A 24,574-nucleotide genomic window follows, 5' to 3' on the forward strand; every position below is an offset into this window, starting at 1 on the left:
TCGGTGGGTCAGCGGTTGTCGCCGCTGCCACCGATGGCGTCGCGCTGCTGACGATCGGCGAGCTTCTTGATGTTGAGCTCGGCGACGTCCGCGAGCGGGAGACCGAAGTGGTCGGCGAGGACTGCCAGGTACCACAGTGTGTCGCCGAGCTCCTTGGCGAGATCATCGAGGTCCCACTGGGCGAAGTCGCTGTCGTGGTCCCGGATGATCTTCTTCGCCTTCTCGGCGATCTCACCCGTCTCGCCGACCAGCCCCAGCAGCAGGTGGAACACCTCGTTGGGCGTGCCCTTCGACGCCGCGGTCCGCAGCGCTGCCTGCTGGTAGGCGTTCATGTCCATCACCAGAACCTATCGCGCCTCCCGCTCAGACGGTCGGGACGGTGCCGCCGTCGATCACGTACTCGGCGCCCACGATCGCGGAGGCGCGGTCCGAGACCAGGAACCCGACCAGGTCCGCGATCTCCTCGGTGCGCGCGAACCGTCCCAGGGGTACGCCGCCGAGGGAGTCGAAGATGGTCTGCTTGGCTGCCTCACGGGTGAGCCCGTTGCCCTCGGCGATCCGGTCCACGAATCCCTCGTAGGCCTCGGTCTCGATTCCGCCGGGGCTGATCGCGTTGACCCGTACGCCGCGCGGGGCGAGCTCGTTGGCCAGCCCCTTGCTGTACGTGCGCAGGGCGGCCTTCGCTGCTGCGTACGCCAAGGTCGCGTCGTGCAGGGGCAGCTCACGCTGGATCGAGGTGAAGTGCAGCACCACACCCGAGCCGGACGCGATCATCGCCGGGAGTAGGGCTCGGTCCAGACGTACCGCTCCGAGGAGGTTGAGGTTCAGCTCGGTGAGCCACTGGTCGTCGGTGATGACCGCGAACCCACCGGGCGGTGTCGACGACCCGCCGACGACGTGCACCAGGGTGTCGAGCGTGCCGCCGACCTCGGCGATCCGAGCGGCCACGGCGTCGGTGCCGTCAGCCGTCGAGATGTCCGCTTCGATGAATCGGTCGGGGTGCTCGTACCCCTCGGGCATGGTGCGCGCCGTGACGTACACGTCGGCACCCATCTCTCGCAGTCTCTCTGCGACGGCCTTGCCCGAGCCCTTCGAGCCGCCCGTGACCAGCGCCCGGCGACCGTCGAGACGGTCGCGATCTGAGATAGACATTGTTCTCCTGTGAAGATCGAAGTGGTGTGGTGTGGTCAGGCCGGGTGGTTGGCGATGACGAGCTCGGCGATGAGGCCGTCCCGCAGCGTGAACCGGTAGTCGAGCTCGGCGACGCCGCCCGGGAAGGTGCCCTCGAGCCGCAGGGTGACCACCCAGTGGGTGTCGTCGGCGCGGTGGGCACCGATCTGCTCGGTCGTGTACTCGAACTCGGACCCGGCGTCCCGCAGGAACGCGTAGACCACCTCCCGTCCGCGGTATGTCTCGTCCTGGTCGACGATCACCGCGTCCTCGGTGAGGAACGACGAGGCGGTGTCGGCGTCGTAGGCGATGTGCGCGGTGAGGAAGTCGCGCACGGTGGTCGGGAGCAGGTCGGACGGGATCTCGGTGTGCTGTGTCATGAGCCCACCGTGCGGCGTCTCGCCGCGGGAGGGTCAAGCGGTGGACTCTCCCCCTGGGGGAGCGTTCACAATGAGGGGGTGCTGACCATCGGGGAGTTCTCGCGGCTGACCCACTTGAGCGTACGGACCCTGCGCCGGTATCACGAGGGTGCTCTGCTGGAGCCCGCCGTGGTGGACGAGGCCACCGGTTACCGCTACTACGGCGTCGACCAGATCCCGACCGCGCAGGTCATCCACCGGCTTCGTGAGCTCGACGTCCCCCTGAGCGACGTACGGCGAATCCTGCGGACCCCCGACCCCGGTGTCCGGGCGGCCCTGGTCGCAGAACACCTGCAACGCCTCGAGGAGGTGCTCGACCGCACCCGGGCCGCGGTCGTGTCGCTGCGCCGCCTGCTCCAGCCCGACCCCGCGCCGATCGACGTCGAGCTGCGCGCGGAGCCCGCCCGGACGGTCGCGGCGGTGGAGGCCGTCGTCGGGCACGACGACATGGAGTCCTGGTACGCGGGCGCGATGGCCGAGCTCGAGGCGGCCGTCGGCGCCGCCGTGACCGGGCCGCCCGGCGGCAGCTACGACAACGCCCTCTTCGAGCAGGAACGCGGTCACGCGCTCGTCTACCTGCCGACCGCCGCGCCACCTCGCACCGGACGCGTGCATCCCGCGACCCTGCCGGCCGCGGAGCTGGCCGTCACCACCCACGTCGGCGAGCACGACGGCATCGACGTCACGTACGGCGAGCTCGGGACCTGGGTGGTGGAGAACGCGATGTCGGTCGCCGGGCCGGTGCGGGAGGTCTACCTCGTCGGTCCTCGCGACACCAGCGACCCCGCTGCGTGGCGTACCGAGATCGGCTGGCCGGTCTTCCGCGTCACCTGACGACCGTCGCTAGGGCTGACACCGCCAGAAAAGCGAAACACCCCCGGTGGCCAACGTTTCCGCTGGTCACCGGGGGTGTTCTCCCAGGCGTGGCAGGTGAAGGATTCGAACCTTCGAAGGCAAAGCCGACGGATTTACAGTCCGCTCCCATTGGCCGCTCGGGCAACCTGCCTGGGTTGTGCGCGTCCCGTCAGAGACGGATCGCGACAGCACGAAACAATAGCGCAGGGGCTGGCGGCGTACGAAAACGGCACGAGGTCCTAGGGTGAGACAGGTACGTTCCCGGGGCACCGTCCTGGTCAGAGGCTAGAGGAGAGAGTCATGGCTGACTCGTCATTCGACATCGTGAGCAAGATCGACCGCCAGGAGGTCGACAACGCGCTGAGCCAGACCGCGCGGGAGGTCGCGACGCGGTTCGACTTCAAGGGGACCAACGCGAGCATCGAGTGGAGCGGTGAGCACGGGATCGAGATCTCCGCCTCCGCCGACGACCGCGCCAGCGCGGTGCTCTCGGTCTTCCAGGACAAGCTGATCAAGCGGAAGCAGTCGCTGAAGATCCTCGACGCGAGCGAGCCGCGCCAGTCGGGGCAGCAGTCGAAGATCTCGATCACGCTCAAGGAGGGCATCTCCTCCGAGGACGCGAAGAAGATCTCCAAGCTGATCCGCGACGAGGGCCCCAAGGGCGTCAAGGCGCAGATCCAGGGCGACGAGCTCCGCGTCTCCTCCAAGAAGCGCGACGACCTGCAGACCGTGATCTCGCTGGTCAAGGCGCAGGATTACGACTTCGCGGTGCAGTTCATCAACTACCGCTGACCTCGTGCCCTACGAGCACCCGAGAGCCTCCGCTGAGATCGACGCCCCGATCGAGGTGGTGTGGCGGGTGATGCTCGAGACCGAGTCGTACGCCGCGTGGAACCCGTTCGTCGTTCGCGCCGAGACCGCGCAGCCGGCGGGGGTGGGAAACCCGATCGTGCTGCACGTGACCTGGGCGAACGGTGGCCGCGCGCGCTCACCCGAGCGGATCTCGGCCCTCGAGCCGCCGGTCGTCGGCGAGGACGGGGTCGGGGCTGCGTACCTGGCCTATGTCTACGAGGGCTGGCCGGCGCGGCTCGGCCTGGTCCGGGGCGTACGTCACCAGCGGCTGACCCAGCGACCTGGCGGGCCGACGCGCTACGAGACGGTCGAGGAGTTCTCCGGTCCGCTGGTCGGGCTGGCTGGTCCGGAGCGGGTCGCGGACGGGTTCCGGCGGCACGCCGCCGCTCTGAAGGTGCGCGCCGAAGAGCTCGCGAGTGAAAGTGGACTTGACCACTAGATTGAGCGAAATTCTGCATTCATCTGCAAGAATGTGGCTGTGCGAGTATCTGCCAAGTCCGACTACGCCCTCCGCGCCCTCATCGAGATGGCCGCGCGCGAGGACGGAAAAGCTGTCAGCGCCGAGGAGCTCGGCCGCGCCCAGGAGATCCCTCACGGGTTCCTGCAGGCGATCCTCGCCGACCTCCGCAAGGCCGGCGTCGTCATCTCCCAGCGCGGACAGTCGGGCGGTTGGCGCCTGGCCCGCAAGGCGTCGGACGTGTCCGTCGCCGACGTGATCCGCGCCGTCGACGGCCCGCTGGTCTCGGTCTACGGGCTGCGCCCCGAGGCGGTCACCTACAACGAGCGTGCCGACGTCCTCCAGCACGTCTGGATCGCCGCGCGCGACTCGCTGCGCGAGGTCTTCGAGAAGGTCTCGATCGCCGAGCTCGCCGCTCGCGAGCTGCCCGACGAGGTCACCACGCGCACCGCGCGCGACGAGGCCTGGCTGCCTCACTGAGGCTGCGGGCGGTTGGTCTAGGCGGTGTCCTGAGCTTGTCGAAGGGTATGCAGCCGAACCGTCACTTCCCTCGCGGAGTTCCGCACGGGAACTGACGGTTTCCCTGCATACCTAGACCAACAGCCGCCCCTACGCCGCCGGCGAAGGCGCCGGCATCGTGTAAGCCCCCGGCGACGGCGTGACGAACACGTTGACGCCCTCCTCGAGCTGCAGAGCCCGGGCATGCGTACGCGTCAGCTCGGCGGTCACGACCTCGCCGTCGTCGGTGAGGACGGTGAGGCGCACCTCGAAGCCGATCCGCAGGACCCGCGAGACGGTGCCCTCGAGCGAGTGCTCGGAGATGGGCGACGGGGTGACCTCGACGTCGTGCGGCCGGATCAAGGCACCGCCGAGCGTGGTCACGTCACCGAGGAACGACATCACGAAGTCGTTGGCCGGCTCGTCGTAGAGCTGCTCGGGGGTGCCGATCTGCTCGATCCCGCCCTGGTTGACGACCACGATCTCGTCGGCGACCTCGAGGGCCTCCTCCTGGTCGTGGGTCACGAAGACGGTGGTCACGTGCACCTCGTCGTGGAGGCGGCGCAGCCAGTCGCGCAGCTCCTTGCGCACCTTCGCGTCCAGCGCGCCGAACGGCTCGTCGAGGAGCAGCACGGACGGCTCGATCGCGAGCGCACGCGCCAGCGCCATCCGCTGCCGCTGGCCGCCGGAGAGCTGCGAGGGCAGCCGGTTGGCGAACTGCGAGAGGTGGACGAGCTCCAAGAGCTCTTCGACCTTCTTCTGGATCTCGACGCGCGGCCGCTTGCGGATCTCCAGACCGAAGGCGACGTTCTTGGCCACCGAGAGGTGCTTGAACGCGGCGTAGTGCTGGAAGACGAAGCCCACGTTGCGCTTCTGCACGGGCAGCGACGTCGCGTCCTTGCCCTCGATCACGACCGACCCGGAGTCGGGCGTCTCCAGCCCGGCGATGACCCGCAGCAGCGTGGTCTTGCCGCCGCCGGAAGGGCCCAGGAGGGCGGTCAGCTGCCCGGTCGGGATGGTCAGGTTGATGTCCTCGAGCGCGACGAAGTCGCCGTAACGCTTGTTGACACCACTTACTTCGATGCTCATGGGATGGGTCCTTTCACCGCACGCGCGCACCGCGGGCGCGCAGCACGAAGACGATGAGGATGCAGACGACCGAGACGCTGGCGAGGAGGAAGGCGACGGCGTACGCGCCCTGCTGGTCGAAGTTGAGGTACTTCTCCTCGACCGCGAGGGTGGCCGTGCGGGTCTGGCCGAGCACGTTGCCGGAGACGACCTTGACCGCGCCGAACTCGCCGAGCGAGCGGGCCAGGGTGAGCACGACGCCGTAGATGACGGCCCACTTGATGCCCGGCAGGGTGATCCGCCAGAACGTCTGCCACGAGCTCGCGCCCAGCGACGCGGCGGCCTGCTCCTGCTCGGTGCCGATCTCCTCGAGCACCGGGATGACCTCGCGGATCACCAGCGGCAGCGACACGAACGCGGTCGCCATGATGATCCCGGGGGTCGCGAAGATGACCTGGATCCCAGCGGATTCCAGGGAAGGCCCGAACCAGCCGTCGCGCCCGCCGTAGACGAGCACGAGGGCGAGTCCGACCACGATCGGCGAGACCGACAGCGGCAGGTCGATCAGCGCGCTCAGGACGCGCTTGCCAGGAAATTCCGTACGCACCAGCAGCAGCGAGATCGAGACGCCGAAGACCAGGTTGATCAGCGTCGCGACCACCGCGGCCCAACAGGTCAGCTGGATCGCGTGCATCATCTGCGGGTCGCTGAAGATCTCGGCGAACGCCTCGGTCGTGAAGCCGACGTCGGGCACGTGGAAGGCGTTCCACGCGACCAGGACCACCGGCCAGGCCACGAGCAGGCCCAGATAGGCGATGACGATGATGCGGAGGACGTACGTCAGCGGGGTGCGGGGAGCACGACGGGTCTCAGCCACGGCGGACCATCCTCCTCTGGATCAGGTCGAGGACGACGATGACGAGGAGCGAGGCGACCAGCAGCATCGCCGCGATCGCCGCCGCGCCCTCCGGGTTGTCGTTCTCGATCGCGGACAGGATCCGCACCGAGGCGACCTCGGACTTGAACGGCAGGTTGCCCGAGAGCAGGACCAGGGAGCCGTACTCCCCCATCCCGCGCGCGAAGGAGAGCGCCGCACCCGCCGCGATGGCCGGGGCCAGCGAGGGCAGGATGATCCGTCGGAACGTGGTGAACCGGGAGGCCCCCAGGGAGGCCGCGGCCTCCTCCACGTCGGCGTCCAGCTCCTCGAGGACGGGCTGCACCATGCGTACGACGAAGGGCAGCGTCACGAAGGCGAGGGCCAGGTAGACCGACATCGACGTGTTCGCCCAGTGCAGCCCGAGCGGTGACTCGGCGCCGTAGAGGGAGAGCAGCACGAGGCCGGCGACGATCGTCGGCAGCGCGAACGGGATGTCGATGATCACCTCGAGCAGGCCCTTGCCCCAGAACTTGTCGCGCACCAGCACCCAGGCGATGACGGTGCCGACGACGACGTTGATCAGCGTGACCACGATGGCCGCGCGGATCGTCAGCCAGATCGCGGATGCGGTCTGCTCGTTGCTGAGCTGGCTCGCGAAGGCGGACCAGCCCCCGCTGGACGCGGTGATGACCACCGCGACCAGCGGGATGAGGACGAGCAGGCTGAACCAGAGCATCGTGACACCGAGCCCGATGCCGCTGGTCCTTGTCAGAGTGGAGGCCGGCCGGCTGGACCGAGGAGCAGCCGGCCGGACCTCAGGGATGGTTGTCGTCATGACGGGACTACTGGGAGGCCTTGCCGGACTTGGCGATGGAGTCGGTCACGATGCCGAGAGCCTCGCCGTCCTCACCGGTGCCGAAGAGCTTCTCCTTGACGCCCGACCAGTCGCGGCCGCCGAAGTCGTTCTCCAGGGTGAGCAGCTGCTTGGGCGCCGGGAACGGGTCGGCCGGGTCCTTGGCACCCTTGATGTCCTCGGGCTTGAGGCCGATCGCGTCCCAGTCGACGACGCCCGGGTTCTCGGTGTTGACCGGACGGAAGCCGGTCAGGGCGAACTGCTTCTGACCACCCTGGGGGTCGAGGACGAAGTCGAGCCAGTCCTGGGACGGCTTGGAGGCGTCCTTGAGGATGGCACCCGGGTTCTCGATCAGGACGGTCGAGTCCGGGATGATGTACTCGAAGCCCTCGCCCTGCTGCGACGCGAGGATCGCCTCGTTCTCGTAGGCGAGCAGTACGTCACCGGTGCCGCCCAGGAAGGCGGTGGTGGCGTCGCGACCGGAGTTGGTCAGGGTGACGACGTTCTTGAAGAGCTTGTCGAGGTAGGCCTTGCCGTCCTCTTCGCTGCCGCCGTCCTTCACGACGGAGCCCCAGGCGGCCAGCGCGTTCCAGCGGGCAGCACCGGAGGAGGCCGGGTTGGCGGTGACCACGCCGACGCCCGGCTTGATCAGGTCCTCCCAGCCCTGGATGTTCTTCGGGTTGCCCTCACGGACACCTAGCACGACGATCGAGCTGGACACGATGCCCTTGTTGGGGCCGTCGTCCCACTTCGGGTCGACCAGGCCGGCCTTCTCCAGGCGCTGAACGTCGGTGCCGACGGACAGGTGGACGTAGTCGGCCTTCAGCCCCGACTCGACCGCCCGGCTCTGGTCGCCCGAGGCGCCGTAGGAGGTCTCGAACGTGACGCCCTCGCCCTCGGGGGTCTTGTTGAACTCCTTGGCGATCGCCTTGTTCGCGGTCTCGGGGACGGCGAAGCCGACGATGGAGATCGACTCCGCGTCACTGCCACCGCCGGAGCCACCGCAGGCGGTCAAGGTCAGGATGCTCGCAGCGGCCAGGGCCACTGCAACCTTGATCTTCTTCATCTGGTTCCTCACTTCTGCCCTGCCGAGTCAAGGTCGATCGGGTTACGAATGTCGAGGACAATACTTGAGTTAGTAGAGAGCATGTGAAAACGCGCGATCGTTCCGCCCATTGGACGGAACGGTCACGGACCGGACGGTGAACCGCGGCCGAAGCGGCGCGGGTCGCGAGCTACACGCCGGTGGAGCTCAGCGGCGCGACCTGCGCGCGCAGGACCTTGCTGCGGTGGTGGACGGCCTCGGCGCTGAAGATGATCAGGGCGACCCAGACGATCGCGAAGCCGGCCCAGCGGCCGGGCGGCATCGCCTCGTGGGCGATGAAGACGCCGACGGCGAACTGCAGGATGGGCGCGAGGTACTGCAGCAGCCCGATCGTGACCATCGGCACCCGGATCGCGGCCGCCCCGAAGCAGGCCAGCGGCACCACCGTGATCACGCCGAGGCTGATCAGCAGGAGTACGTGGAGGACACCGTGCCCGACGAGCGTGCCGTTGCCGGTGGCCTGGAGAGCGACGATGAGCGCCAGCGCGAAGGGCGTCGTCACGGCCGTCTCGACCGCCAGCGACTCGAACGGGCCGACCCCCGCGCTCTTCTTCAGCAGCCCGTAGGTGCCGAACGAGAACGCCAGCAGCAGCGCGACCCACGGCAGCCGCCCGTAGTCGATGGTGAGCACGATGACGGCCACGAACGCGATCCCCAGCGCCACCCACTGCAGCTTCCGCATCCGCTCGCGCAGGATGATCACGCCCATCAGCATCGTGACCAGCGGGTTGGTGAAGTAGCCCAGGCTCGTCTCGACGATCCGCCCGTTGTTGACCCCCCAGATGTAGGTCACCCAGTTGAGCGAGATCACCGCCGCGGCCGCCGTCAGCAGCCCGAGCTTGCGCCGGTCGCGCAGGATCGCCGCCACCTGTGCGCGGCGCCCCACGATCAGCACCAGCGCCCCGGCCACGACGAGCGACCACACGATCCGGTGACCCAGGATCTCCCAGGCGCCGGCCGGCTCCAGGAGCGGGAAGTAGAGCGGGAACGCTCCCCACATGATGTACGCCGCGGCGCCGAACATCACTCCACGCCGTTGCTCATTCACGTCGCAACGGTACTGCCAGGGCGTCGATACCCTTTACCGAATATCGCGCCTCGGCTCACACGGAGCGGACGGCGACGATGTCGGCGAAGGCCTCGAGGGCCTTGCGGACGGGTCCCTCGGGCAGCGGGGCGAGGGCGGCCTTGGCCTCCTCGGCACGGGCCTGGACGTAGGCGCGCGCCTCGGCCAGCGCCGGGTGGGCGCGGAGCAGGGCGACACACTCGGCCAGGGCCGCGTCGTCGGTGAGATCGCCGTCGAGCAGCTCGAGGAGACGGGCGTCGCCGGGCTCGTTCGAGCGGCGGACGAACAGCACCGGGAGCGTCGGGACGCCTTCGCGCAGGTCGGTGCCCGGGGTCTTGCCGGACTCGTCCGAGGCGATGTCGAGGATGTCGTCGGAGAGCTGGAAGGCGACGCCGACGATGTCGCCGTAGGCGACCAGGGCGTCCTGGATCTCCTTGTCGGCACCGGCGAAGAGCGCACCGTAGAGGGCCGAGGTGGCGATCAGGACGCCGGTCTTCCCGGCCAGCACCTCGAGGTGGTGGTCGACCGGGTCGACACCCTCGGCCGGCGCGACGCCCTCGAGGATCTGGCCCTCGACGAGCTTGGCGAAGGTGGCCGCCTGGATGCGTACGGCATCGGGGCCGAGCTCGGCGGTCAGCGAGGAGGAGCGGGCGAAGAGGAAGTCGCCGGTCAGGATGGCCACGTGGTTGTCGAAGCGGGCGTTGGCCGTGTCCTCGCCGCGGCGCAGGAGCGCCTCGTCCATGACGTCGTCGTGGTAGAGCGAGGCCTGGTGGGTGAGCTCGACGATGCAGGCGGCGGTGATGACCTCGTCGGCGAGCGTGTCGGGGCCGCACTCGGCGGCCAGCAGCACCAGCAACGGCCGGAACCGCTTGCCGCCGGCCTCGAGCAGGTGCGAGGCCGCTTCCGTGACGAACGGCGAGCTGCTGCGGGCATAGCCCGCCAGCTTCTCCTCGACGATCGCCAACCGAGCGCGCAGCCGCTGCTCGAGCTCGGGATCGGTGATCGGGAGGGCGAGTTCAGGGGCTCGGTCGGTAGGTGCGCTGGTGCTCACCCGATGAATCCTCCCGCATCCACCAACAGGCTGAGCACAGGGCCCGGAATTACACCCAACAAGACGGTGGCGACAGCGCTCAGAGCGATCACGACGGAGGTGGCGTACGACGGCCTGGAAACGGTGGCCACGTCCTCGCGGGCGTCGGTGAAGAACATCAGCATGATGACGCGTACGTAGAAGAAGATCGCGATGATGCTGGAGCCGATCGCGACCGCGACGACGGGCCACTGACCGGCACCCAGGGCAGCGGCGAAGACGCCCCACTTGCCGATGAACCCGGCGGTGAGCGGCAGCCCGGCCATCGAGAGCAGGAAGACGGCGAAGGTCGCCGCGACCCAGGGGTGGGCGCGGCCCAGGCCCGCCCAGCGGTCCAGCGAGCCGACCTCGCCGTTGGGCCCGCGGACCAGGGAGACGATCGCGAAGGCACCGAGCGTCGCGAACCCGTAGGCGGTCAGGTAGAAGAGCACCGCCTGGGTCGAGCCGAAGGCGTCGGTCTGCACGCCGAGGAGGCCGGTGAGCAGGAAGCCGGTGTGGGCGACGGCGGAGTAGCCGAGCATCCGCTTCACATCGGTCTGGACGATCGCGAAGGAGGCGCCCAGCAGCATCGTCAGCACCGCGACGACGCCGATGGCCGGACGCCAGATCTCGCCCTCGGCGCCGAAGGCGACGTAGAAGAGCCGGAGCATCGCGGCGAACGCGGCGATCTTGGTGGCCGCGCTCATCCACGCGGTCACCGGCGTCGGCGCGCCCTGGTAGACGTCGGGCGTCCAGGAGTGGAAGGGCACCGCACCGGTCTTGAAGAGCAGGCCGACCGCCATCAGGCCGATGCCGAGGAGCAGCAGCGGGCTGGAGCCGTCCTCGGCCGCCACCTCACCGATCTCGGCCAGCGACATCGAGCCGGCGAAGCCGTAGACCAGCGCGAGGCCGTAGAGGAAGATGCCGGAGGAGAAGGCGCCGAGCAGGAAGTACTTCAGCGCCGCTTCCTGGGAGAGCAGCCGGCGACGCCGCGCCAGCCCGGTCAGCAGGTAGAGCGGGAGCGAGAGCACCTCGAGGGCGACGAAGAGCATCAGCAGGTCGCCGGAGATGCAGAAGAGCATCATCCCGCCGACCGCGAACATCATCAGCGGGTAGACCTCGGTGTGCTCCAGCCCCCTCTGGGAGGCGGTGCGCTCGGCCGAGGTGCCCGGCAGAGCCGCGGCCTGGCCGGCGAAGGCGCTGACGCCGTTGTCGAGCCGGCGCTCGGCGAAGAGCGCGACGCCACCGAGCGAGACCAGCAGCACCAGCCCCTGGGAGAACATGCCGGGACCGTCGATGACGAGGGCGCCCTCACCGGTCGACATCCCGAGGCTGCTTCCGGCGCCGACGGCGACGGTCCCGGCGAGGGCCGCGACCAGGCCGGCCAGCGCCAGCGACACCTGCGTGTTGAACCGTGCGGCGCGCGGCGCGAACGCCTCGACGACGACACCGGCGCAGGCCACGCCCAGCACCAGCAGGACGGGCCAGAGGGTGGCGTACGAAATTCCGGGGGACTCGAACATCGCGTCACTCACCTGCCTGGATGACATCAACAAGAGGAGCCACGACCGGTTGGGCCGCCGAGATCAGCGGGCCGGGGACGAAGCCGAAGAAGAGAAGGGCGACGAGAAGGGGCACGAGTACGCCGACCTCCCGCCGGTCGAGGTCGCGGACCGGTCCTCGGGAGAGCTGAGCGGGACCGGTGAAGATCCGCTGGTAGGCCCACAGCACATAGATCGCGGCCAGCACGATCGCGGTGACCGCGATGACGCCGACCAGCCAGTGGTAGTCGAACGCGCTGATCAGGACCATGATCTCGGAGACGAACTGGGACAGTCCGGGCAGGCCGGCGGTGGCCAGGCCGGCGACCAGGAACGTGCCGGCGAGCACCGGGGTGGCCTTCTCCAGCCCGCGCATCGAGGAGATCGAGGCGGTGCCCTTGCGGGCGATCAGGAAGCCGGCGATCAGGAACATCGCCGCGGTCGCGACCCCGTGGTTGACCATGTAGAGGATCGCGCCGACCAGACCCTCGCGGGTGGCCGCGAAGATGCCCAGGGTGATCAGCCCGAAGTGCGAGAGCGAGGTCAGACCGATCAGCCGGAGCAGGTCGTCCTGACCGATCGCGAGCACCGCACCGTAGACGATCGAGATCAGCGCCAGGACCACGACGACGGGCGTCGCCCACGCCGAGGCCTCCGGCACCAGACCCAGGCAGAGCCGGATCATGCCGAAGGTGCCGATCTTGTCGAGGACGCACACCAGGAGCACCGAGGTCGGCGTCGTCGCCTGCTCGGTCGTGTCGGCCAGCCAGGTGTGCACCGGGAACAGCGGCGCCTTGACCGCGAACGCGATGAACATCGCCACGAAGATCCAGCGCTCGGCGGTGGTGCCGATGTCGAGCTGGGCCAGGTCGCTGATCAGGTAGGACGGCGCGCCGGCCTCCGAGGAGACCACGAAGAACCCGATCAGCGCACCGAGCAGCACCAGTCCGCCGCCGAGCTGGAACATCAGGAACTTCAGCGCTGCCTTCGCCCGCTGGGGCCCGCCGTGCTGGCCGATCATGAAGTACGCCGGGATCAGCGTCGCCTCGAAGGCGATGTAGAAGACGAACAGGTCGGCGGCCAGGAAGGTGAGCAGCGCGAAGGCCTCCAGGGCCAGCGCCCAGGCGTACCACCGCTTGTCGTGGTCCTTGACCGCCGCCACCATCACCAGCGGGACCAGGACGACGGTGAGCAGCACCATCAGCTTGCCGAAGCCGTCCATCTCGAGCGCCCAGTGGACGCCGAGCGGTTCCATCCAGACGAGGTCGGTGTCGGGAGCCGTGAACATCGTGACCACGCCGGCGATCAGGGTGGCGATCGCGAAGCCGAAGGCCCACAGCTTGGGCCGGGCCGGCATCACCGCAGTGACCAGCGCGCCCACGAACGGGATGAGGACGAGAGTTGTCAGCATCAGTTGACCACCAGGATCGCGAGGGTCACCAGCACAGTGCCGCCGAGGACGGAGAGGGCATAGGAGCGTACGTAGCCGGTCTGTGCCTTGCGGAGCTCACCGGCGATCGCCGCGAGGGCGATCGGGCCACCGCTCATCAGGCCGTCGACGGCGTACTTGTCGGTCGCCAGGGCGCCGCGGGTGATCGCCATCCCGGGCGGCACCACGACGTCCTCGATGTGCGGGACGTGCAGGTAGGGGGTCGGCTCGGTCGTGGCCGGGCGGCGCCCGAAGACGAACCCGGCGGCCGCGACGCCGATCGCGACGACGAGCACCGCGAGGACGGAGGTCGCCCAGACCGGGAGCGGACCGTGGTGCTCGGCGTGGCCGATGGCCACGACCGGCTCGAGCCAGTGCTCGATCCAGCCGCCGAGCGTGAACACGCCACCGAGGACCGACAGCGCGGCGAGGACGACGAGCGGTCCGGTCATGATCCGCGGCGACTCGTGCGGGTGTACGCCCTCGGGCCACCGCTTGCGGCCGAAGAAGGCGAGCATCATCAGGCGGGTCATGTAGAAGGCGGTCACGCCGGCGGCCAGCAGGGCGATGATGCCGACCAGCCAGCTCTCGGCGAAGGCGACCTCGAGGATCTTGTCCTTCGACCAGAAGCCGGCGAAGCCGGGGAAGCCGATGATCGCCAGGTAGCCCATCGCGAAGGTCAGGAACGTGACCGGGAGCGCCCGGCTTAGAGCGCCGTAGTGCTTGAGGTTCACGTCGTCGTTCATGCCGTGCATCAGCGAGCCGGCGCCGAGGAACATGTTGGCCTTGAAGAAGCCGTGGGTGAGCAGGTGGAAGATCGCGAAGGCGTAGCCCGGCCCGCCCAGCCCGGCGGCCAGCATCATGTAGCCGATCTGACTCATCGTCGAACCGGCCAGGACCTTCTTGATGTCGTCCTTCACGCAGGAGATCGCGGCACCCCAGATGATCGTCACCAGGGCGACGACCACGACGGCGGTCGAGGCGGCCTCGGCGGCGTCGAAGATCGCGCTGCTGCGGACGATGAGGTAGACACCCGCGGTCACCATGGTCGCCGCGTGGATCAGCGCCGAGACGGGCGTCGGGCCCTCCATCGCGTCGAGCAGCCAGCCCTGCAGCGGCACCTGGGCGGACTTTCCGCAGGCGCCGACCAGCAGCAGGATGCCGAGCCAGTTGAGGGTCGTCGTGGTCGTGTCGCCGATGTCGATCGCGGAGAACGACGTGGACCCGAAGGTGACGAAGGACAGCGCGATCGCCAGCGAGAGACCCATGTCGCCGACCCGGTTCATCACGAACGCCTTCTTGGCGGCGGCGGCCGCGGACGGCTTGTGCTGCCAGAAGCCGATCAGCAGGTAGGACGCCAGGCCGACGCCCTCCCAGCCGAGGAAGAGGCCGACGTAGTTCTCCGCCAGCACCAGCATCAGCATCGCGGCGAGGAACAGGTTGAGGTAGCCGAAGAACCGGGTGCGCCGCTCGTCGTGGGCCATGTAGCCGACCGAGTAGACGTGGATCAGCGTGCCGACCCCGGTGATGAGCAGCAGGAACAGGCTGGAGAGCTGGTCGTAGAGCAGGTCGAAGCCCACCGACAGGTCACCGGTGTCGAACCAGGTGTAGAGGTGCTGGACGACCTGCCTGCTCTCCTCGTCGCGACCGAACGCGGCGATGAAGAGGACGAGCGACAGCACGAAGGACGCGCCGGCGAGCACGACCGCGAGCCAGTGCCCGATCCTGTCGAAGAGGGCCGGGGCGAACGGCCGGCCGATCAGGATCAGCGCAGCGCCGGCCAGGGGCAGCGCGATGACCAGCCAGATCAGCGAGAAGACGCCGCTGGCCTCAACAGGATTCACCACTTGAGCATCCTTGGCTCGTCGACCGAAGCCGTGTTTCTGGTGCGGAAGATGGTCATGATGATCGCCAGCCCGACGACCACCTCGGCGGCCGCGACGACCATCACGAAGAACGCCGTCACCTGCCCGTCGAGGTTGCCGTGCATCCGGCTGAACGCCACCAGGGCCAGGTTGGCCGCGTTGAGCATGAGCTCGACGCACATGAAGACGACGATCGCGTTTCGCCTGGTCAGCACGCCGATCGTACCGATCGTGAAGAGGATGGCGGACAAGATGACGTACGCCGTGGTGTTGTCTGTCATTCGCCCTGCCCCTCGTCACCCGTTCCGTTCGAGCGTCCACCGGCGAGGATGGCCGGGACCGACTTCGTGCTCTGCGACCCGTCCGGCAGCAGGGCCGGGGTGTCGTTGCTGTTGTGGCGCGCGAAGGTGCCCGGTGGGGGCAGCGGGCCGAGGTGCTTGCCGCTCTTCGCGTAGTCGGCGACCCGCTTGCGGGCGAGGTCGCTCTGGCTCTGCTTCGGGTCGATCCGCTCGCGGTGGGCCAGCACCATCGCGCCGATCGCGGCGGTGATCAGCAGCGCGCTGGTCGCCTCGAAGGCGATCACGTAGCGGGAGAAGAGGAGGTCGGCGAGACGTTGTACGTTGCCGCCCTCGTTGGCGCTGGACAGCCCGCGCATCGTGGCGATGCTCGCCTGGCCGACGCCCGCGATCAGGGTCGCCCCGAGACCGATGCCGAGCAGGGCCGCGAGGACCTTCTGCCCCGCGATCGTCTCCTTGAGGGTGTCGGACGTGTCGACGCCGACCAGCATGATCACGAACAGGAACAGCATCAGGATCGCGCCGGTGTAGACCACGATCTGCACCGCGAACAGGAACGGCGCCTCCAGCGTCGCGTAGATCATCGCGAGCCCGACCATGACGACCGCCAGCGACAGCGCGGCGTGCACCGGCTTGCGCGCGAAGAGGAGGCCCAGCGCGGCGATCACCGTGACCGACGCGAGGATCACGAAGCTCATCGGGCCGACTCCTTGGGCTCCGGTGCGTAGTAGGAGGTGTCGTCGTTGCCGAGGAACATGGGGTGGGGCGGAGCCTCCATCCCGTCCTCGAGCGGCGCGAGCAGGTCCTGCTTCTCGTAGATCAGGCTCTCGCGCGAGGTGTCGGCGAGCTCGTACTCGTTGGTCATCGTCAGGGCCCGCGTCGGGCAGGCCTCGATGCACAGCCCGCACAGGATGCAGCGCAGGTAGTTGATCTGGTAGACGCGGCCGTAGCGCTCACCCGGCGAGTAGCGCTCCTCCTCGGTGTTCTCCGCGCCCTCGACGTAGATGGCGTCGGCCGGACAGGCCCACGCGCACAGCTCGCAGCCGACGCACTTCTCCAGGCCGTCGGGGTGCCGGTTGAGCTGGTGGCGGCCGTGGAAACGCTCCTCGGTCGGCTCCTTCTGCTGCGGGTACTGCTCGGTGACCGGCTTCTTGAACTGCGTCCCGAACGTCACCGCGAACCCGCTCACCGGGTCCCAGAAGCGCTCCTTGAACGTGCGGTCGTCGTTGCTCACTTTGCCTCCTCAGGAGAGGGAAGAATGCGTACGCCGTTGGCACCCGACGGCGGGCCGAACACCAGCGGCTGGGCGGCACCTCGCACCGCTCCGCCCTGCGGCAGCGCGGGCGTCGGGAAGCCGCCGGCCGGCGTGCTGACCTGGGCCTCCTTCTCCGGCAGCCGGTTGAGGAAGCCGAGCACGACGACGGCCGTGACGGCCACACCGAAGCCGAAGAGGACCCAGTTGGGACTGAAGCCGCCCTCGATCGCGGCCATCTTGATCACCGCGACGACGACGATCCAGGCGAGGCTCGCCGGCAGCAGGACCTTCCAGCCGAGCGACATGAACTGGTCGTAGCGCAGCCGCGGCAGGGTGCCGCGCAGCCAGATGAAGATCCAGATGAAGAAGAACATCTTCAGGAAGAACCACAGCACCGGCCAGTAGCCCTCGTTGGCGCCGGCCCAGAGGGTGCCGAGGCCGAGCGGGGCCCGCCAGCCGCCGAGGAACAGCGTCGTGGCGAGCGCGCTGACGGTGGCCATGTTGATGTATTCGGCCAGGAAGAAGAGCGCGAACTTCAGGCTGGAGTACTCGGTGTGGAAACCACCGACCAGCTCGCCCTCGGCCTCGGGGAGGTCGAACGGCGCGCGGTTGGTCTCGCCGACCATCGAGATGCAGTAGATCAGGAAGGACGGCAGCAGCAGGGCGCCGAACCACCAGTCCTGCTGGGCGGCGACGATCTGGCTCGTGGACAGGCTGCCGGCCATCAGGAAGACGGTGACGAGGGCCAGGCCCATGCTCACCTCATAGGAGATCATCTGCGCGCTGCTGCGCAGGCCTCCCAGCAGGGAGTAGGTGGAGCCGGAGGCCCAGCCGCCGAGCACGATCCCGTAGATGCCGATGCTGGCGATCGCCATCACGAACAGCACCGCGACGGGCATGTCGGTCAGCTGCAGCGGCGTCTGCACGCCGAAGAAGTTGACCTCGGGCCCGAACGGGATCACCGAGAACGTCACGAACGCCGGCACCGTGGCCAGGATCGGGGCCGTGATGAAGACGATCTTGTCGGCCTTCTCCGGCGTCAGGTCCTCCTTGAGCGCCAGCTTCACGCCGTCGGCGAGAGACTGCAGCAGACCGAACGGTCCGTGCCGGTTGGGCCCGATGCGGTGCTGCATCCGGGCCACGACCTTGCGCTCCCACCAGATGTTGAACAGCGTCAGCACGACGCAGACCACGAAGACCAGCAGGACCTTGATCGCGATGATCCACCACGGGTCCTGGCCGAACTGCTCCAGTCCGTTCACTGTCATGCCCCCTCTACCGTGACCGTCGAGCCCGGCGAGGCGAGGTCCGCCCAGACGCCGCGCCCGAAGCTGTTCGTCGGCACCCACACGGTGTTGTCGGCGAGCTCGGCCGGCAGCGCCGGGAGCGTCCAGCTCCCCCGGTCACCGGTCACCGTCACGACGTCGCCGAGCTCCGCGTGGAGCGCTGCCGGGATGCGTACGAAAGCGGGGCGGGCGGTCGCCGCCAGCGCCTTGTCGCCGCTCTGCAGCGTGCCGTTGTCGAGCATCAGGCGCCAGGTCGCCAGGTGGAATCCAGCCGAATCGGTCGTTGTGACGGCCGACTCGGTCGTTGTGGGCGACGAGACGACAGTTTCGTACGCCACTTCTGCGGACTCGGCGCCCAGAAGTGAGAACTCGGCGGTGATGTGGGCGAGGACCTCGGCGTCGGAGTAGGCCGCGGGCTTGGCGAAGACCTTCTCGAACGGCCGGCGGCGGCCTTCCCAGGTGACGAAGGTGCCGGCCTTCTCGGAGGCGGTGGCGACCGGCAGTACGACGTCGGCGCGCTCGGTCACGGCGGTGACCCGCTGCTCGAGGCTGACCACGAAACCGGCCTGGTCGAGGGCGGCCAGGAAGGCGGCGGGGTCGGCGGTGTCGTCGGGGTCGACGCCGGCGACCACCAGTGCGTCGAGTCCGGCACGGACGATCGCCTCGGCGTCGAGGCCGCCTTCGCCCGGAAGCAGGTCGGCTTCGACCGCACCCCGGTCACCGGCGCGGCGCGGCACCCAGGCGAGCCTGGCGCCGGTGCGGTCGGCGAGCTCCGCAGCCGCGGAGTAGCCGCCGGGGCTGGTCGCCAGCCGCTCGCCGGCCAGGATCACCGAGGCCGCGGACACCCCGCTGACCTGCGACAACACGTCCTTCTCGCTCCCGGGAGCGGTCAGCACGACGTGGGCCCCGAGCTTGCGGGAGCCCTCGGATGCGTACGCGCTCAGGGCGGTGATCCGCAGGCCCTTCCGGTTGGCCTTGCGCAGCCTCAGGAAGAGCGTGCCGGCCTCGTCCTCGGGCTCGAGGCCGACGAGGACGACATGGTCGGCGGCGTCGAGGTCGGCGTAGGTGACGCTGGTGCCTGCCACCCGGGTGCGGAGGAAACCGGTCTCCTCCTCCGACAGCGGACGGGCACGGAAGTCGACGTGGGGCGTGCGCAGCGTGTCGCGGGCGAAGGTCGCATAGGCCTTCGCGTCCTCCAGCGTGAGCCGGCCACCGGGCAGCACGCCCACCGAGCCGGCAGCTGCCAGACCCTGAGCGGCGACCGCGACGGCCTCCAGCCAGGACGCCGGGCGCAGCTCGCCGTCCTCGCGGACCATCGGCGAGGTGAGCCGGTCGCGCACGGCGTAGCGGAAGCCGAAGCGGTCCTTGTCGGAGATCCACTCCTCGTTGACCTCGGGGTCGTTGCCGGCGAGGCGGCGCATCACCTTGCCCCGACGGTGGTCGATGCGGATCGCGGCACCGCAGGCGTCGTGCTCGGCGACGCTCGGGGTCGAGACCAGGTCGAAGGGACGGGCGCGGAACCGGTAGTCGTCGCTGGTCAGCGCGCCGACCGGGCAGATCTGGATGACGTTGCCGGAGAAGTAGGACGAGAACGGCTTGTCGTCGGCGATGCCGATCTGCTGCTGCGCCCCACGCTGGATCAACGAGATCCCCGGGTCGCCCGGGATCTCGGCGGCGAACCGGGTGCAGCGCTGGCAGACGATGCACCGCTCACGGTCGAGCAGCACGTTGGGCGAGAGGTTGATGGGCTTCGGGAACGTACGCTTCGTCCCCTCGAACCGGGTCTCGCTCTGCCCGTGGGACATCGCCTGGTTCTGCAGCGGGCACTCGCCGCCCTTGTCGCACACCGGGCAGTCCAACGGGTGGTTGACCAGGAGGAACTCCATGATCCCGTGCTGCGCCTTCACGGCCGTGGAGTTCTGGGTCTCCACCACCATGCCCTCGGCGACCGGGATCGTGCAGGAGGCCTGCGGCTTCGGGAAGCCACGGCCGTTGCCGGCGTCGGGGATGTCCACCAGGCACTGCCGGCAGGCACCGACGGGGGCCAGCAGCGGGTGGTCGCAGAACCGGGGGATCTCGATCCCGGCCACCTCGGCGGCCCGGATCACGAGAGTCCCTTCCGGAACCGTGACGTCAGAGCCGTCGATCTTGAGAGTTACGTCGCTCATTTCGACTCCGCCCATGCAGTCGACGCGGCCGGGTCGAACGGGCAGCCGCCCTGCTCGAGGTGGGCCAGGTATTCGTCTCGGAAGTACTTGATCGAGGAGGTGATCGGGCTCGTCGCACCGTCACCCAGCGCACAGAACGAGCGGCCGAGGATGTTGTCGCACTGGTCGAGCAGCAGGTCGAGGTCCTCGGGCTTGCCGTCGCCCTTCTCCAGCCGCTCCAGCACCTGCACCAGCCACCACGTGCCCTCGCGGCACGGGGTGCACTTGCCGCACGACTCGTGCTTGTAGAACTCCGTCCACCGCAGCACCGCCCGCACGACGCACACGGAGTCGTCGAAGATCTGCAGGGCGCGGGTGCCGAGCATCGAGCCCGCCGCCGCGACGCCTTCGAAGTCCAGCGTCACGTCCAGGTGCTCCTGGGTGAACAGCGGGGTCGAGGAGCCACCCGGGGTCCAGAACTTCAGCTCGTGCCCCTCGCGTACGCCACCGGCCAGCTCGATCAGCTGGCGCAGCGTGATGCCGAGCGGGGCCTCGTACTGACCCGGCTTCTTGACGTGACCGGAGAGCGAGAAGATGCCGACGCCGGCCGACTTCTCGGTGCCCATGCCCGCAAACCAGAAGGCGCCGTTCTTCACGATCGCCGGCACCGAGGCGATCGACTCGGCGTTGTTGATCACGGTCGGGCTCGCGTAGAGACCGGCGACGGCCGGGAACGGCGGACGCAGGCGGGGTTGGCCGCGGCGTCCCTCGAGCGAGTCGAGCAGCGCGGTCTCCTCACCACAGATGTAGGCCCCGGCGCCGGCGTGCACGACCAGCTCGAGGTCGTAGCCGGAGCCGTGGATGTTCGTGCCGAGGTGGCCGGCCGCGTAGGCCTCACGGACCGCGGCCTGCAGCCGCCGGATCACGTGCAGCACCTCGCCGCGTACGTAGATGAAGGCACGCTCCGCACGGATGGCGTAGGAGGAGATGATCACGCCCTCCACCAGGGTGTGGGGCGAGGCCATCATGAGCGGGATGTCCTTGCAGGTGCCCGGCTCGGACTCGTCGGCGTTGACGACCAGGTAGCGCGGCTTCGGGTTCTCCGGGTCGGGCGGCGGCAGGAAGCCCCACTTCACCCCGGTCGGGAAGCCGGCACCTCCGCGGCCGCGGAGGCCGGAGTCCTTGACGGTCGTCTGTACGTCCTCAGGAGCCATCCGGAGCGCGACGTCGAGCGCCTCGTAACCCCCGGTGGCGGTGTAGGCGGGCAGCGTCCAGGCCCGCTCGTCGCCCCAGTTGGCGGTCAGGACCGGGGTCAGGGTGTCGGTCATGCCTCAGGGGCCTTCCACTCGTTCTCGGCGGCCAGCTTCAGGCCCGCCTGGGAGGCCTCACCCGATGCCGGCCCCTCGTCGACGAGCCCGTCCTCGAATCCGGCCAGGACCCGCTCGGCCTCGCGCCAGCTCGTGATCCGGGCGCCGCGCGAGGCCACCACCTCGCGGCCTTCACGCAGGTCGTCGACCAGCTGCGCGGCCGACTCGGGGGTCTGGTTGTCGAAGAACTCCCAGTTGACCATCACCACCGGCGCGTAGTCGCAGGCCGCGTTGCACTCGATGTGCTCCAGGGTGATCGCGCCGTCGGCGGTGGTCTCGTCGTTGCCCACCTCGAGCTTCTCGCGCAGGCAGGCGAAGATCTCGTCGCCGCCCATCACCGCGCAGAGCGTGTTGGTGCAGACGCCGACATGATGACGACCGACCGGGTGGCGCTTGTACATCGTGTAGAACGTCGCGACCCCGCTCACCTCGGCCGGGGTGAGCCCGAGGACGTCGGCGCAGGCCTGGATGCCCTCGGGCGTGACCCGGCCCTCCACCGACTGCACCAGGTGGAGCATCGGCAGCAGCCCGGAGCGGGCCTGGGGATAGCGGGCCGCGATCTCGCGCAGCTCGTCGAATGTCTCAGGAGCCAGACTCATCGGTCGACGCCTCCCATCACCGGGTCGATGGACGCGATCGCCACGATCACGTCGGCCACCATGCCGCCCTCGGACATCACGCTCGTGGCTTGAAGGTTGGTGAACGACGGGTCCCGGAAGTGGACCCGGAAAGGCTTGGTGCCGCCGTCGCTGACCACGTGGGCGCCGAGCTCTCCGCGCGGCGACTCGATCGCGGCGTACGCCTGGCCGGCTGGCACCCGGAAGCCCTCGGTGACCAGCTTGAAGTGATGGATCAGCGCCTCCATCGACTCGCCCATGATGTGGCGGATGTGGTCGAGGGAGTTGCCCTGACCGTCGGGGCCGACGGAGAGCTGCGAGGGCCAGGCGATCTTCTTGTCGGCGACCATCACGGGGGCGCCGTGGAGATCCTTGAGCCTCTTGAGCGCCTGCTCCATGATCCGCAGCGACTCCCACATCTCGGCCAGCCGCACCCGGAACCGCCCGTAGGAGTCGCAGGTGTCCCAGGTGATGACCTCGAAGTCGTAGTCCTGGTAGCCGGAGTAGGGCTGGGTCTTGCGCAGGTCCCACGGGTAGCCGGTGCTTCGCAGGATCGGCCCGGTCAGACCGAGCGCGAGGCAGCCCTCCAGGTCGAGGTAGCCGACCTGCTCCAGGCGGCCCTTGAAGATCGGGTTGGCGTTGCAGAGCGCGGCGTACTCGCTCAGCCGGGTCTTCATCAGCTCGATGAACTCGCTCACCCGCGCGACGGTGCCCTCCGGCACGTCCTGGGCGACGCCGCCTGGGCGGATGTAGGCGTGGTTCATCCGCAGCCCGGTGATGAACTCGAACAGGTCCAGGCACAGCTCACGCTCGCGGAAGCCGATCGTCATCACGGTCAGCGCGCCGAGCTCCATGCCACCGGTCGCGATCGCCACCAGGTGGGAGGAGATCCGGTTGAGCTCCATGAGCATGACCCGGATGACGTCGGCCTTCTCCGGCACCTCGTCGCCGATGCCGAGCAGCTTCTCCACCCCGAGGACGTACGCCGTCTCGTTGAAGATCGGGGACAGGTAGTCCATCCGGGTGACGAAGGTCGTGCCCTGGGTCCAGGAGCGGAACTCCATGTTCTTCTCGATGCCCGTGTGGAGGTAGCCGATCCCGGCACGCGCCTCGGTGACGGTCTCGCCCTCGAGCTCGAGGATCAGCCGGAGCACCCCGTGGGTCGAGGGGTGCTGCGGGCCCATGTTGACGACGATCCGCTCGTCCTTGACGTCCTTGAGGGCGTCGGTCAGCTCGTCCCAGTCCTGGCCGGTGACGGTGAACGTACGGCCCTCGTCAGCCTCTGTCGCGGTCATGAGTAGCTCCTGCGAGTGTCGGGCGGCGGGATCGTCGCGCCCTTGTATTCCACGGGGATCCCACCCAGCGGGTAGTCCTTGCGCTGCGGGTGGCCCGGCCAGTCGTCGGGCATCAGGATCCGGGTCAGACCCGGGTGGCCGTCGAAGACGATCCCGAACATGTCGTAGGTCTCGCGCTCGTGCCAGTCGAGCGTCGGGTAGATGCCCACCCCGCTCGGCACGTGCGGGTCCTCGTCGGGGGCGCTCGTCTCGACCCGCACCCGGCGGTTGTACGTCATCGAGAGCAGGTGGTAGACCGCATGCAGCTCTTTGCCCAGGTCAGAGGGGTAGTGAACCCCGGAGACCCCGGAGCAGAGCTCGAAGCGCAGCTCGTCACGGAGCACCTGCAGGGCCTCGAGCAGCCGCTCGCGGCGTACGTGGAAGGTCAGCTCACCACGGTGGATGACCGCCTCCGCCTCGGTGAAGGCAAGGGCGTCGGCGATCTCCTTGAACCAGCCGCCGTAGGGCTGCACCCCGACGTCGCTGGTGCGGCTCGGCATCGAGTGCCGGCGGGTGAGGCCGCCGTAGCCGCTGGTGTCGCCGGTGTCGCTCACGCCGAACATGCCGCTGTTCTGGCCGCTGTTCTGGTCGCTCACCGCAGGAGTCCCGTCTGGTCGATCAGCGGCAGCTGGCGCAGGGCCACGGCCTCGTTGTCGATGTCCTCGCGCTCGGCGTTGACGCCCAGCGAGCCGTGCTGGATCTTGTCGTGGAGCTTGAGGATCGCGTCGATCAGCATCTCGGGACGCGGCGGGCAGCCGGGGAGATACATGTCGACGGGCACGATGTGGTCGACGCCCTGGACGATCGCGTAGTTGTTGAACATCCCGCCGCTGCTGGCGCAGACGCCCATCGCGAGCACCCACTTCGGCTCGGGCATCTGGTCGTAGATCTGCCGCAGCACCGGCGCCATCTTCTGGCTCACCCGGCCGGCCACGATCATCAGGTCGGCCTGCCGCGGACTCGCGCGGAAGACCTCCATGCCGTAGCGGGCCAGGTCGTACTTCGGGCCGCCGCTGGTCATCATCTCGATGGCGCAGCAGGCCAGCCCGAACGTCGCCGGCCACAGGCTCGCCTTGCGGAAGTAGCCCGCCAGGCCCTCGACGGTCGTGAGCAGAACCCCGCTCGGGAGCTTTTCTTCGAGACCCATG

Annotated in this window: 26 protein-coding genes and 1 tRNA gene; 4 read left to right on the plus strand and 23 right to left on the minus strand. The window is 68.9% G+C overall.

Annotated elements, in window-relative coordinates:
- Nucleotides 1–8: 8 nt before the first annotated feature.
- The 3 genes from HD557_RS24095 to HD557_RS24105 are packed head-to-tail and all read right to left on the minus strand — an operon-like array spanning nt 9 to nt 1,550.
- Nucleotides 9–338: a nucleoside triphosphate pyrophosphohydrolase family protein gene (locus HD557_RS24095; RefSeq protein ID WP_196875753.1), complete on the minus strand. Its 330-nt coding sequence runs from the start codon at nt 336–338 to the stop codon at nt 9–11.
- 25 nt (nt 339–363) lie between these two features.
- On the minus strand, nt 364–1,152 hold the full coding sequence (locus HD557_RS24100) for an SDR family oxidoreductase (protein WP_196875754.1): 789 nt from the start codon (nt 1,150–1,152) through the stop codon (nt 364–366).
- Nucleotides 1,153–1,187: 35 nt separating this feature from the next.
- Nucleotides 1,188–1,550 carry a nuclear transport factor 2 family protein gene (locus HD557_RS24105; RefSeq protein ID WP_196875755.1) on the minus strand — a complete coding sequence of 121 codons (363 nt, stop codon included), beginning with the start codon at nt 1,548–1,550 and terminating at the stop codon, nt 1,188–1,190.
- Between the two features lie 78 nt (nt 1,551–1,628).
- Here HD557_RS24105 and HD557_RS24110 point away from each other — a divergent pair, with 78 nt between their 5' ends.
- Entirely contained in the window at nt 1,629–2,423 is a 795-nt protein-coding gene (locus HD557_RS24110) for a MerR family transcriptional regulator (protein WP_196875756.1), read from the plus strand.
- A 90-nt stretch (nt 2,424–2,513) separates the two neighbouring features.
- Here HD557_RS24110 and HD557_RS24115 read toward each other — a convergent pair.
- Nucleotides 2,514–2,595: transfer RNA gene (locus HD557_RS24115), tRNA-Tyr, on the minus strand.
- Between the two features lie 149 nt (nt 2,596–2,744).
- Between HD557_RS24115 and HD557_RS24120 the strand changes: the two genes are divergently transcribed.
- The 3 genes from HD557_RS24120 to HD557_RS24130 are packed head-to-tail and all read left to right on the plus strand — an operon-like array spanning nt 2,745 to nt 4,233.
- Nucleotides 2,745–3,236 carry a YajQ family cyclic di-GMP-binding protein gene (locus tag HD557_RS24120; RefSeq protein ID WP_165112876.1) on the plus strand — a complete coding sequence of 164 codons (492 nt, stop codon included), beginning with the start codon at nt 2,745–2,747 and terminating at the stop codon, nt 3,234–3,236.
- Nucleotides 3,237–3,240: 4 nt separating this feature from the next.
- The gene (locus HD557_RS24125) at nt 3,241–3,735 is read left to right on the plus strand and encodes an SRPBCC domain-containing protein (RefSeq protein ID WP_196875757.1); all 495 of its coding nucleotides are present in this window, start codon (nt 3,241–3,243) and stop codon (nt 3,733–3,735) included.
- A 39-nt stretch (nt 3,736–3,774) separates the two neighbouring features.
- Nucleotides 3,775–4,233 carry an RrF2 family transcriptional regulator gene (locus tag HD557_RS24130; protein ID WP_008356464.1) on the plus strand — a complete coding sequence of 153 codons (459 nt, stop codon included), beginning with the start codon at nt 3,775–3,777 and terminating at the stop codon, nt 4,231–4,233.
- Between the two features lie 129 nt (nt 4,234–4,362).
- On the opposite strand, the gene HD557_RS24135 is transcribed toward HD557_RS24130, so the two are convergent.
- The 19 genes from HD557_RS24135 to HD557_RS24225 form a co-directional block, all read right to left on the minus strand.
- Entirely contained in the window at nt 4,363–5,340 is a 978-nt protein-coding gene (locus HD557_RS24135; RefSeq protein WP_040754714.1) for a sulfate/molybdate ABC transporter ATP-binding protein, read from the minus strand.
- A gap of 13 nt (nt 5,341–5,353) precedes the next feature.
- Entirely contained in the window at nt 5,354–6,196 is an 843-nt protein-coding gene (locus HD557_RS24140) for a sulfate ABC transporter permease (RefSeq protein ID WP_008356462.1), read from the minus strand.
- Nucleotides 6,189–7,031, minus strand: coding sequence for a sulfate ABC transporter permease subunit CysT (gene cysT, locus HD557_RS24145; RefSeq protein ID WP_196875758.1), 843 nt, complete (start codon nt 7,029–7,031; stop codon nt 6,189–6,191). The genes HD557_RS24140 and cysT overlap by 8 nt, the downstream gene beginning before the upstream one ends.
- A gap of 7 nt (nt 7,032–7,038) precedes the next feature.
- Entirely contained in the window at nt 7,039–8,115 is a 1,077-nt protein-coding gene (locus tag HD557_RS24150) for a sulfate ABC transporter substrate-binding protein (protein ID WP_196875759.1), read from the minus strand.
- A gap of 169 nt (nt 8,116–8,284) precedes the next feature.
- Nucleotides 8,285–9,202, minus strand: coding sequence for an EamA family transporter RarD (gene rarD / locus HD557_RS24155; protein WP_196875760.1), 918 nt, complete (start codon nt 9,200–9,202; stop codon nt 8,285–8,287).
- A 55-nt stretch (nt 9,203–9,257) separates the two neighbouring features.
- On the minus strand, nt 9,258–10,271 hold the full coding sequence (locus HD557_RS24160) for a polyprenyl synthetase family protein (protein ID WP_008356457.1): 1,014 nt from the start codon (nt 10,269–10,271) through the stop codon (nt 9,258–9,260).
- Nucleotides 10,268–11,812 carry an NADH-quinone oxidoreductase subunit NuoN gene (nuoN, locus tag HD557_RS24165; protein ID WP_196876540.1) on the minus strand — a complete coding sequence of 515 codons (1,545 nt, stop codon included), beginning with the start codon at nt 11,810–11,812 and terminating at the stop codon, nt 10,268–10,270. The genes HD557_RS24160 and nuoN overlap by 4 nt, the downstream gene beginning before the upstream one ends.
- A 4-nt stretch (nt 11,813–11,816) precedes the next feature.
- The gene (locus tag HD557_RS24170; protein ID WP_196875761.1) at nt 11,817–13,241 is read right to left on the minus strand and encodes a complex I subunit 4 family protein; all 1,425 of its coding nucleotides are present in this window, start codon (nt 13,239–13,241) and stop codon (nt 11,817–11,819) included.
- A complete protein-coding gene (gene nuoL, locus HD557_RS24175) occupies nt 13,241–15,106 on the minus strand; it encodes an NADH-quinone oxidoreductase subunit L (RefSeq protein WP_196875762.1) in 1,866 nt (621 codons plus the stop codon). The genes HD557_RS24170 and nuoL overlap by 1 nt, the downstream gene beginning before the upstream one ends.
- Nucleotides 15,100–15,405 carry an NADH-quinone oxidoreductase subunit NuoK gene (gene nuoK, locus HD557_RS24180; RefSeq protein WP_008356449.1) on the minus strand — a complete coding sequence of 102 codons (306 nt, stop codon included), beginning with the start codon at nt 15,403–15,405 and terminating at the stop codon, nt 15,100–15,102. Before nuoK ends, nuoL begins: the two co-directional genes overlap by 7 nt.
- Nucleotides 15,402–16,118, minus strand: coding sequence for an NADH-quinone oxidoreductase subunit J (locus HD557_RS24185; protein WP_008356447.1), 717 nt, complete (start codon nt 16,116–16,118; stop codon nt 15,402–15,404). Before HD557_RS24185 ends, nuoK begins: the two co-directional genes overlap by 4 nt.
- Complete coding sequence (gene nuoI, locus HD557_RS24190; protein ID WP_008356445.1) at nt 16,115–16,654, minus strand: NADH-quinone oxidoreductase subunit NuoI; 540 nt, start codon at nt 16,652–16,654, stop codon at nt 16,115–16,117. Before nuoI ends, HD557_RS24185 begins: the two co-directional genes overlap by 4 nt.
- Complete coding sequence (nuoH, locus tag HD557_RS24195; protein WP_008356443.1) at nt 16,651–17,943, minus strand: NADH-quinone oxidoreductase subunit NuoH; 1,293 nt, start codon at nt 17,941–17,943, stop codon at nt 16,651–16,653. The genes nuoI and nuoH overlap by 4 nt, the downstream gene beginning before the upstream one ends.
- On the minus strand, nt 17,940–20,144 hold the full coding sequence (locus HD557_RS24200) for an NADH-quinone oxidoreductase subunit G (protein WP_196875763.1): 2,205 nt from the start codon (nt 20,142–20,144) through the stop codon (nt 17,940–17,942). The genes nuoH and HD557_RS24200 overlap by 4 nt, the downstream gene beginning before the upstream one ends.
- On the minus strand, nt 20,126–21,436 hold the full coding sequence (nuoF, locus tag HD557_RS24205) for an NADH-quinone oxidoreductase subunit NuoF (RefSeq protein ID WP_196875764.1): 1,311 nt from the start codon (nt 21,434–21,436) through the stop codon (nt 20,126–20,128). The genes HD557_RS24200 and nuoF overlap by 19 nt, the downstream gene beginning before the upstream one ends.
- Nucleotides 21,433–22,074: an NADH-quinone oxidoreductase subunit NuoE gene (gene nuoE / locus HD557_RS24210; RefSeq protein ID WP_008356437.1), complete on the minus strand. Its 642-nt coding sequence runs from the start codon at nt 22,072–22,074 to the stop codon at nt 21,433–21,435. The genes nuoF and nuoE overlap by 4 nt, the downstream gene beginning before the upstream one ends.
- Nucleotides 22,071–23,387: an NADH-quinone oxidoreductase subunit D gene (locus HD557_RS24215; protein ID WP_008356434.1), complete on the minus strand. Its 1,317-nt coding sequence runs from the start codon at nt 23,385–23,387 to the stop codon at nt 22,071–22,073. Before HD557_RS24215 ends, nuoE begins: the two co-directional genes overlap by 4 nt.
- Entirely contained in the window at nt 23,384–24,022 is a 639-nt protein-coding gene (locus tag HD557_RS24220; RefSeq protein ID WP_196875765.1) for an NADH-quinone oxidoreductase subunit C, read from the minus strand. Before HD557_RS24220 ends, HD557_RS24215 begins: the two co-directional genes overlap by 4 nt.
- Nucleotides 24,019–24,573, minus strand: coding sequence for a NuoB/complex I 20 kDa subunit family protein (locus HD557_RS24225; protein ID WP_008356430.1), 555 nt, complete (start codon nt 24,571–24,573; stop codon nt 24,019–24,021). The genes HD557_RS24220 and HD557_RS24225 overlap by 4 nt, the downstream gene beginning before the upstream one ends.
- Nucleotide 24,574 lies beyond the last annotated feature (1 nt).

This window comes from Nocardioides luteus (genome assembly GCF_015752315.1).
Lineage (GTDB): Bacteria > Actinomycetota > Actinomycetes > Propionibacteriales > Nocardioidaceae > Nocardioides.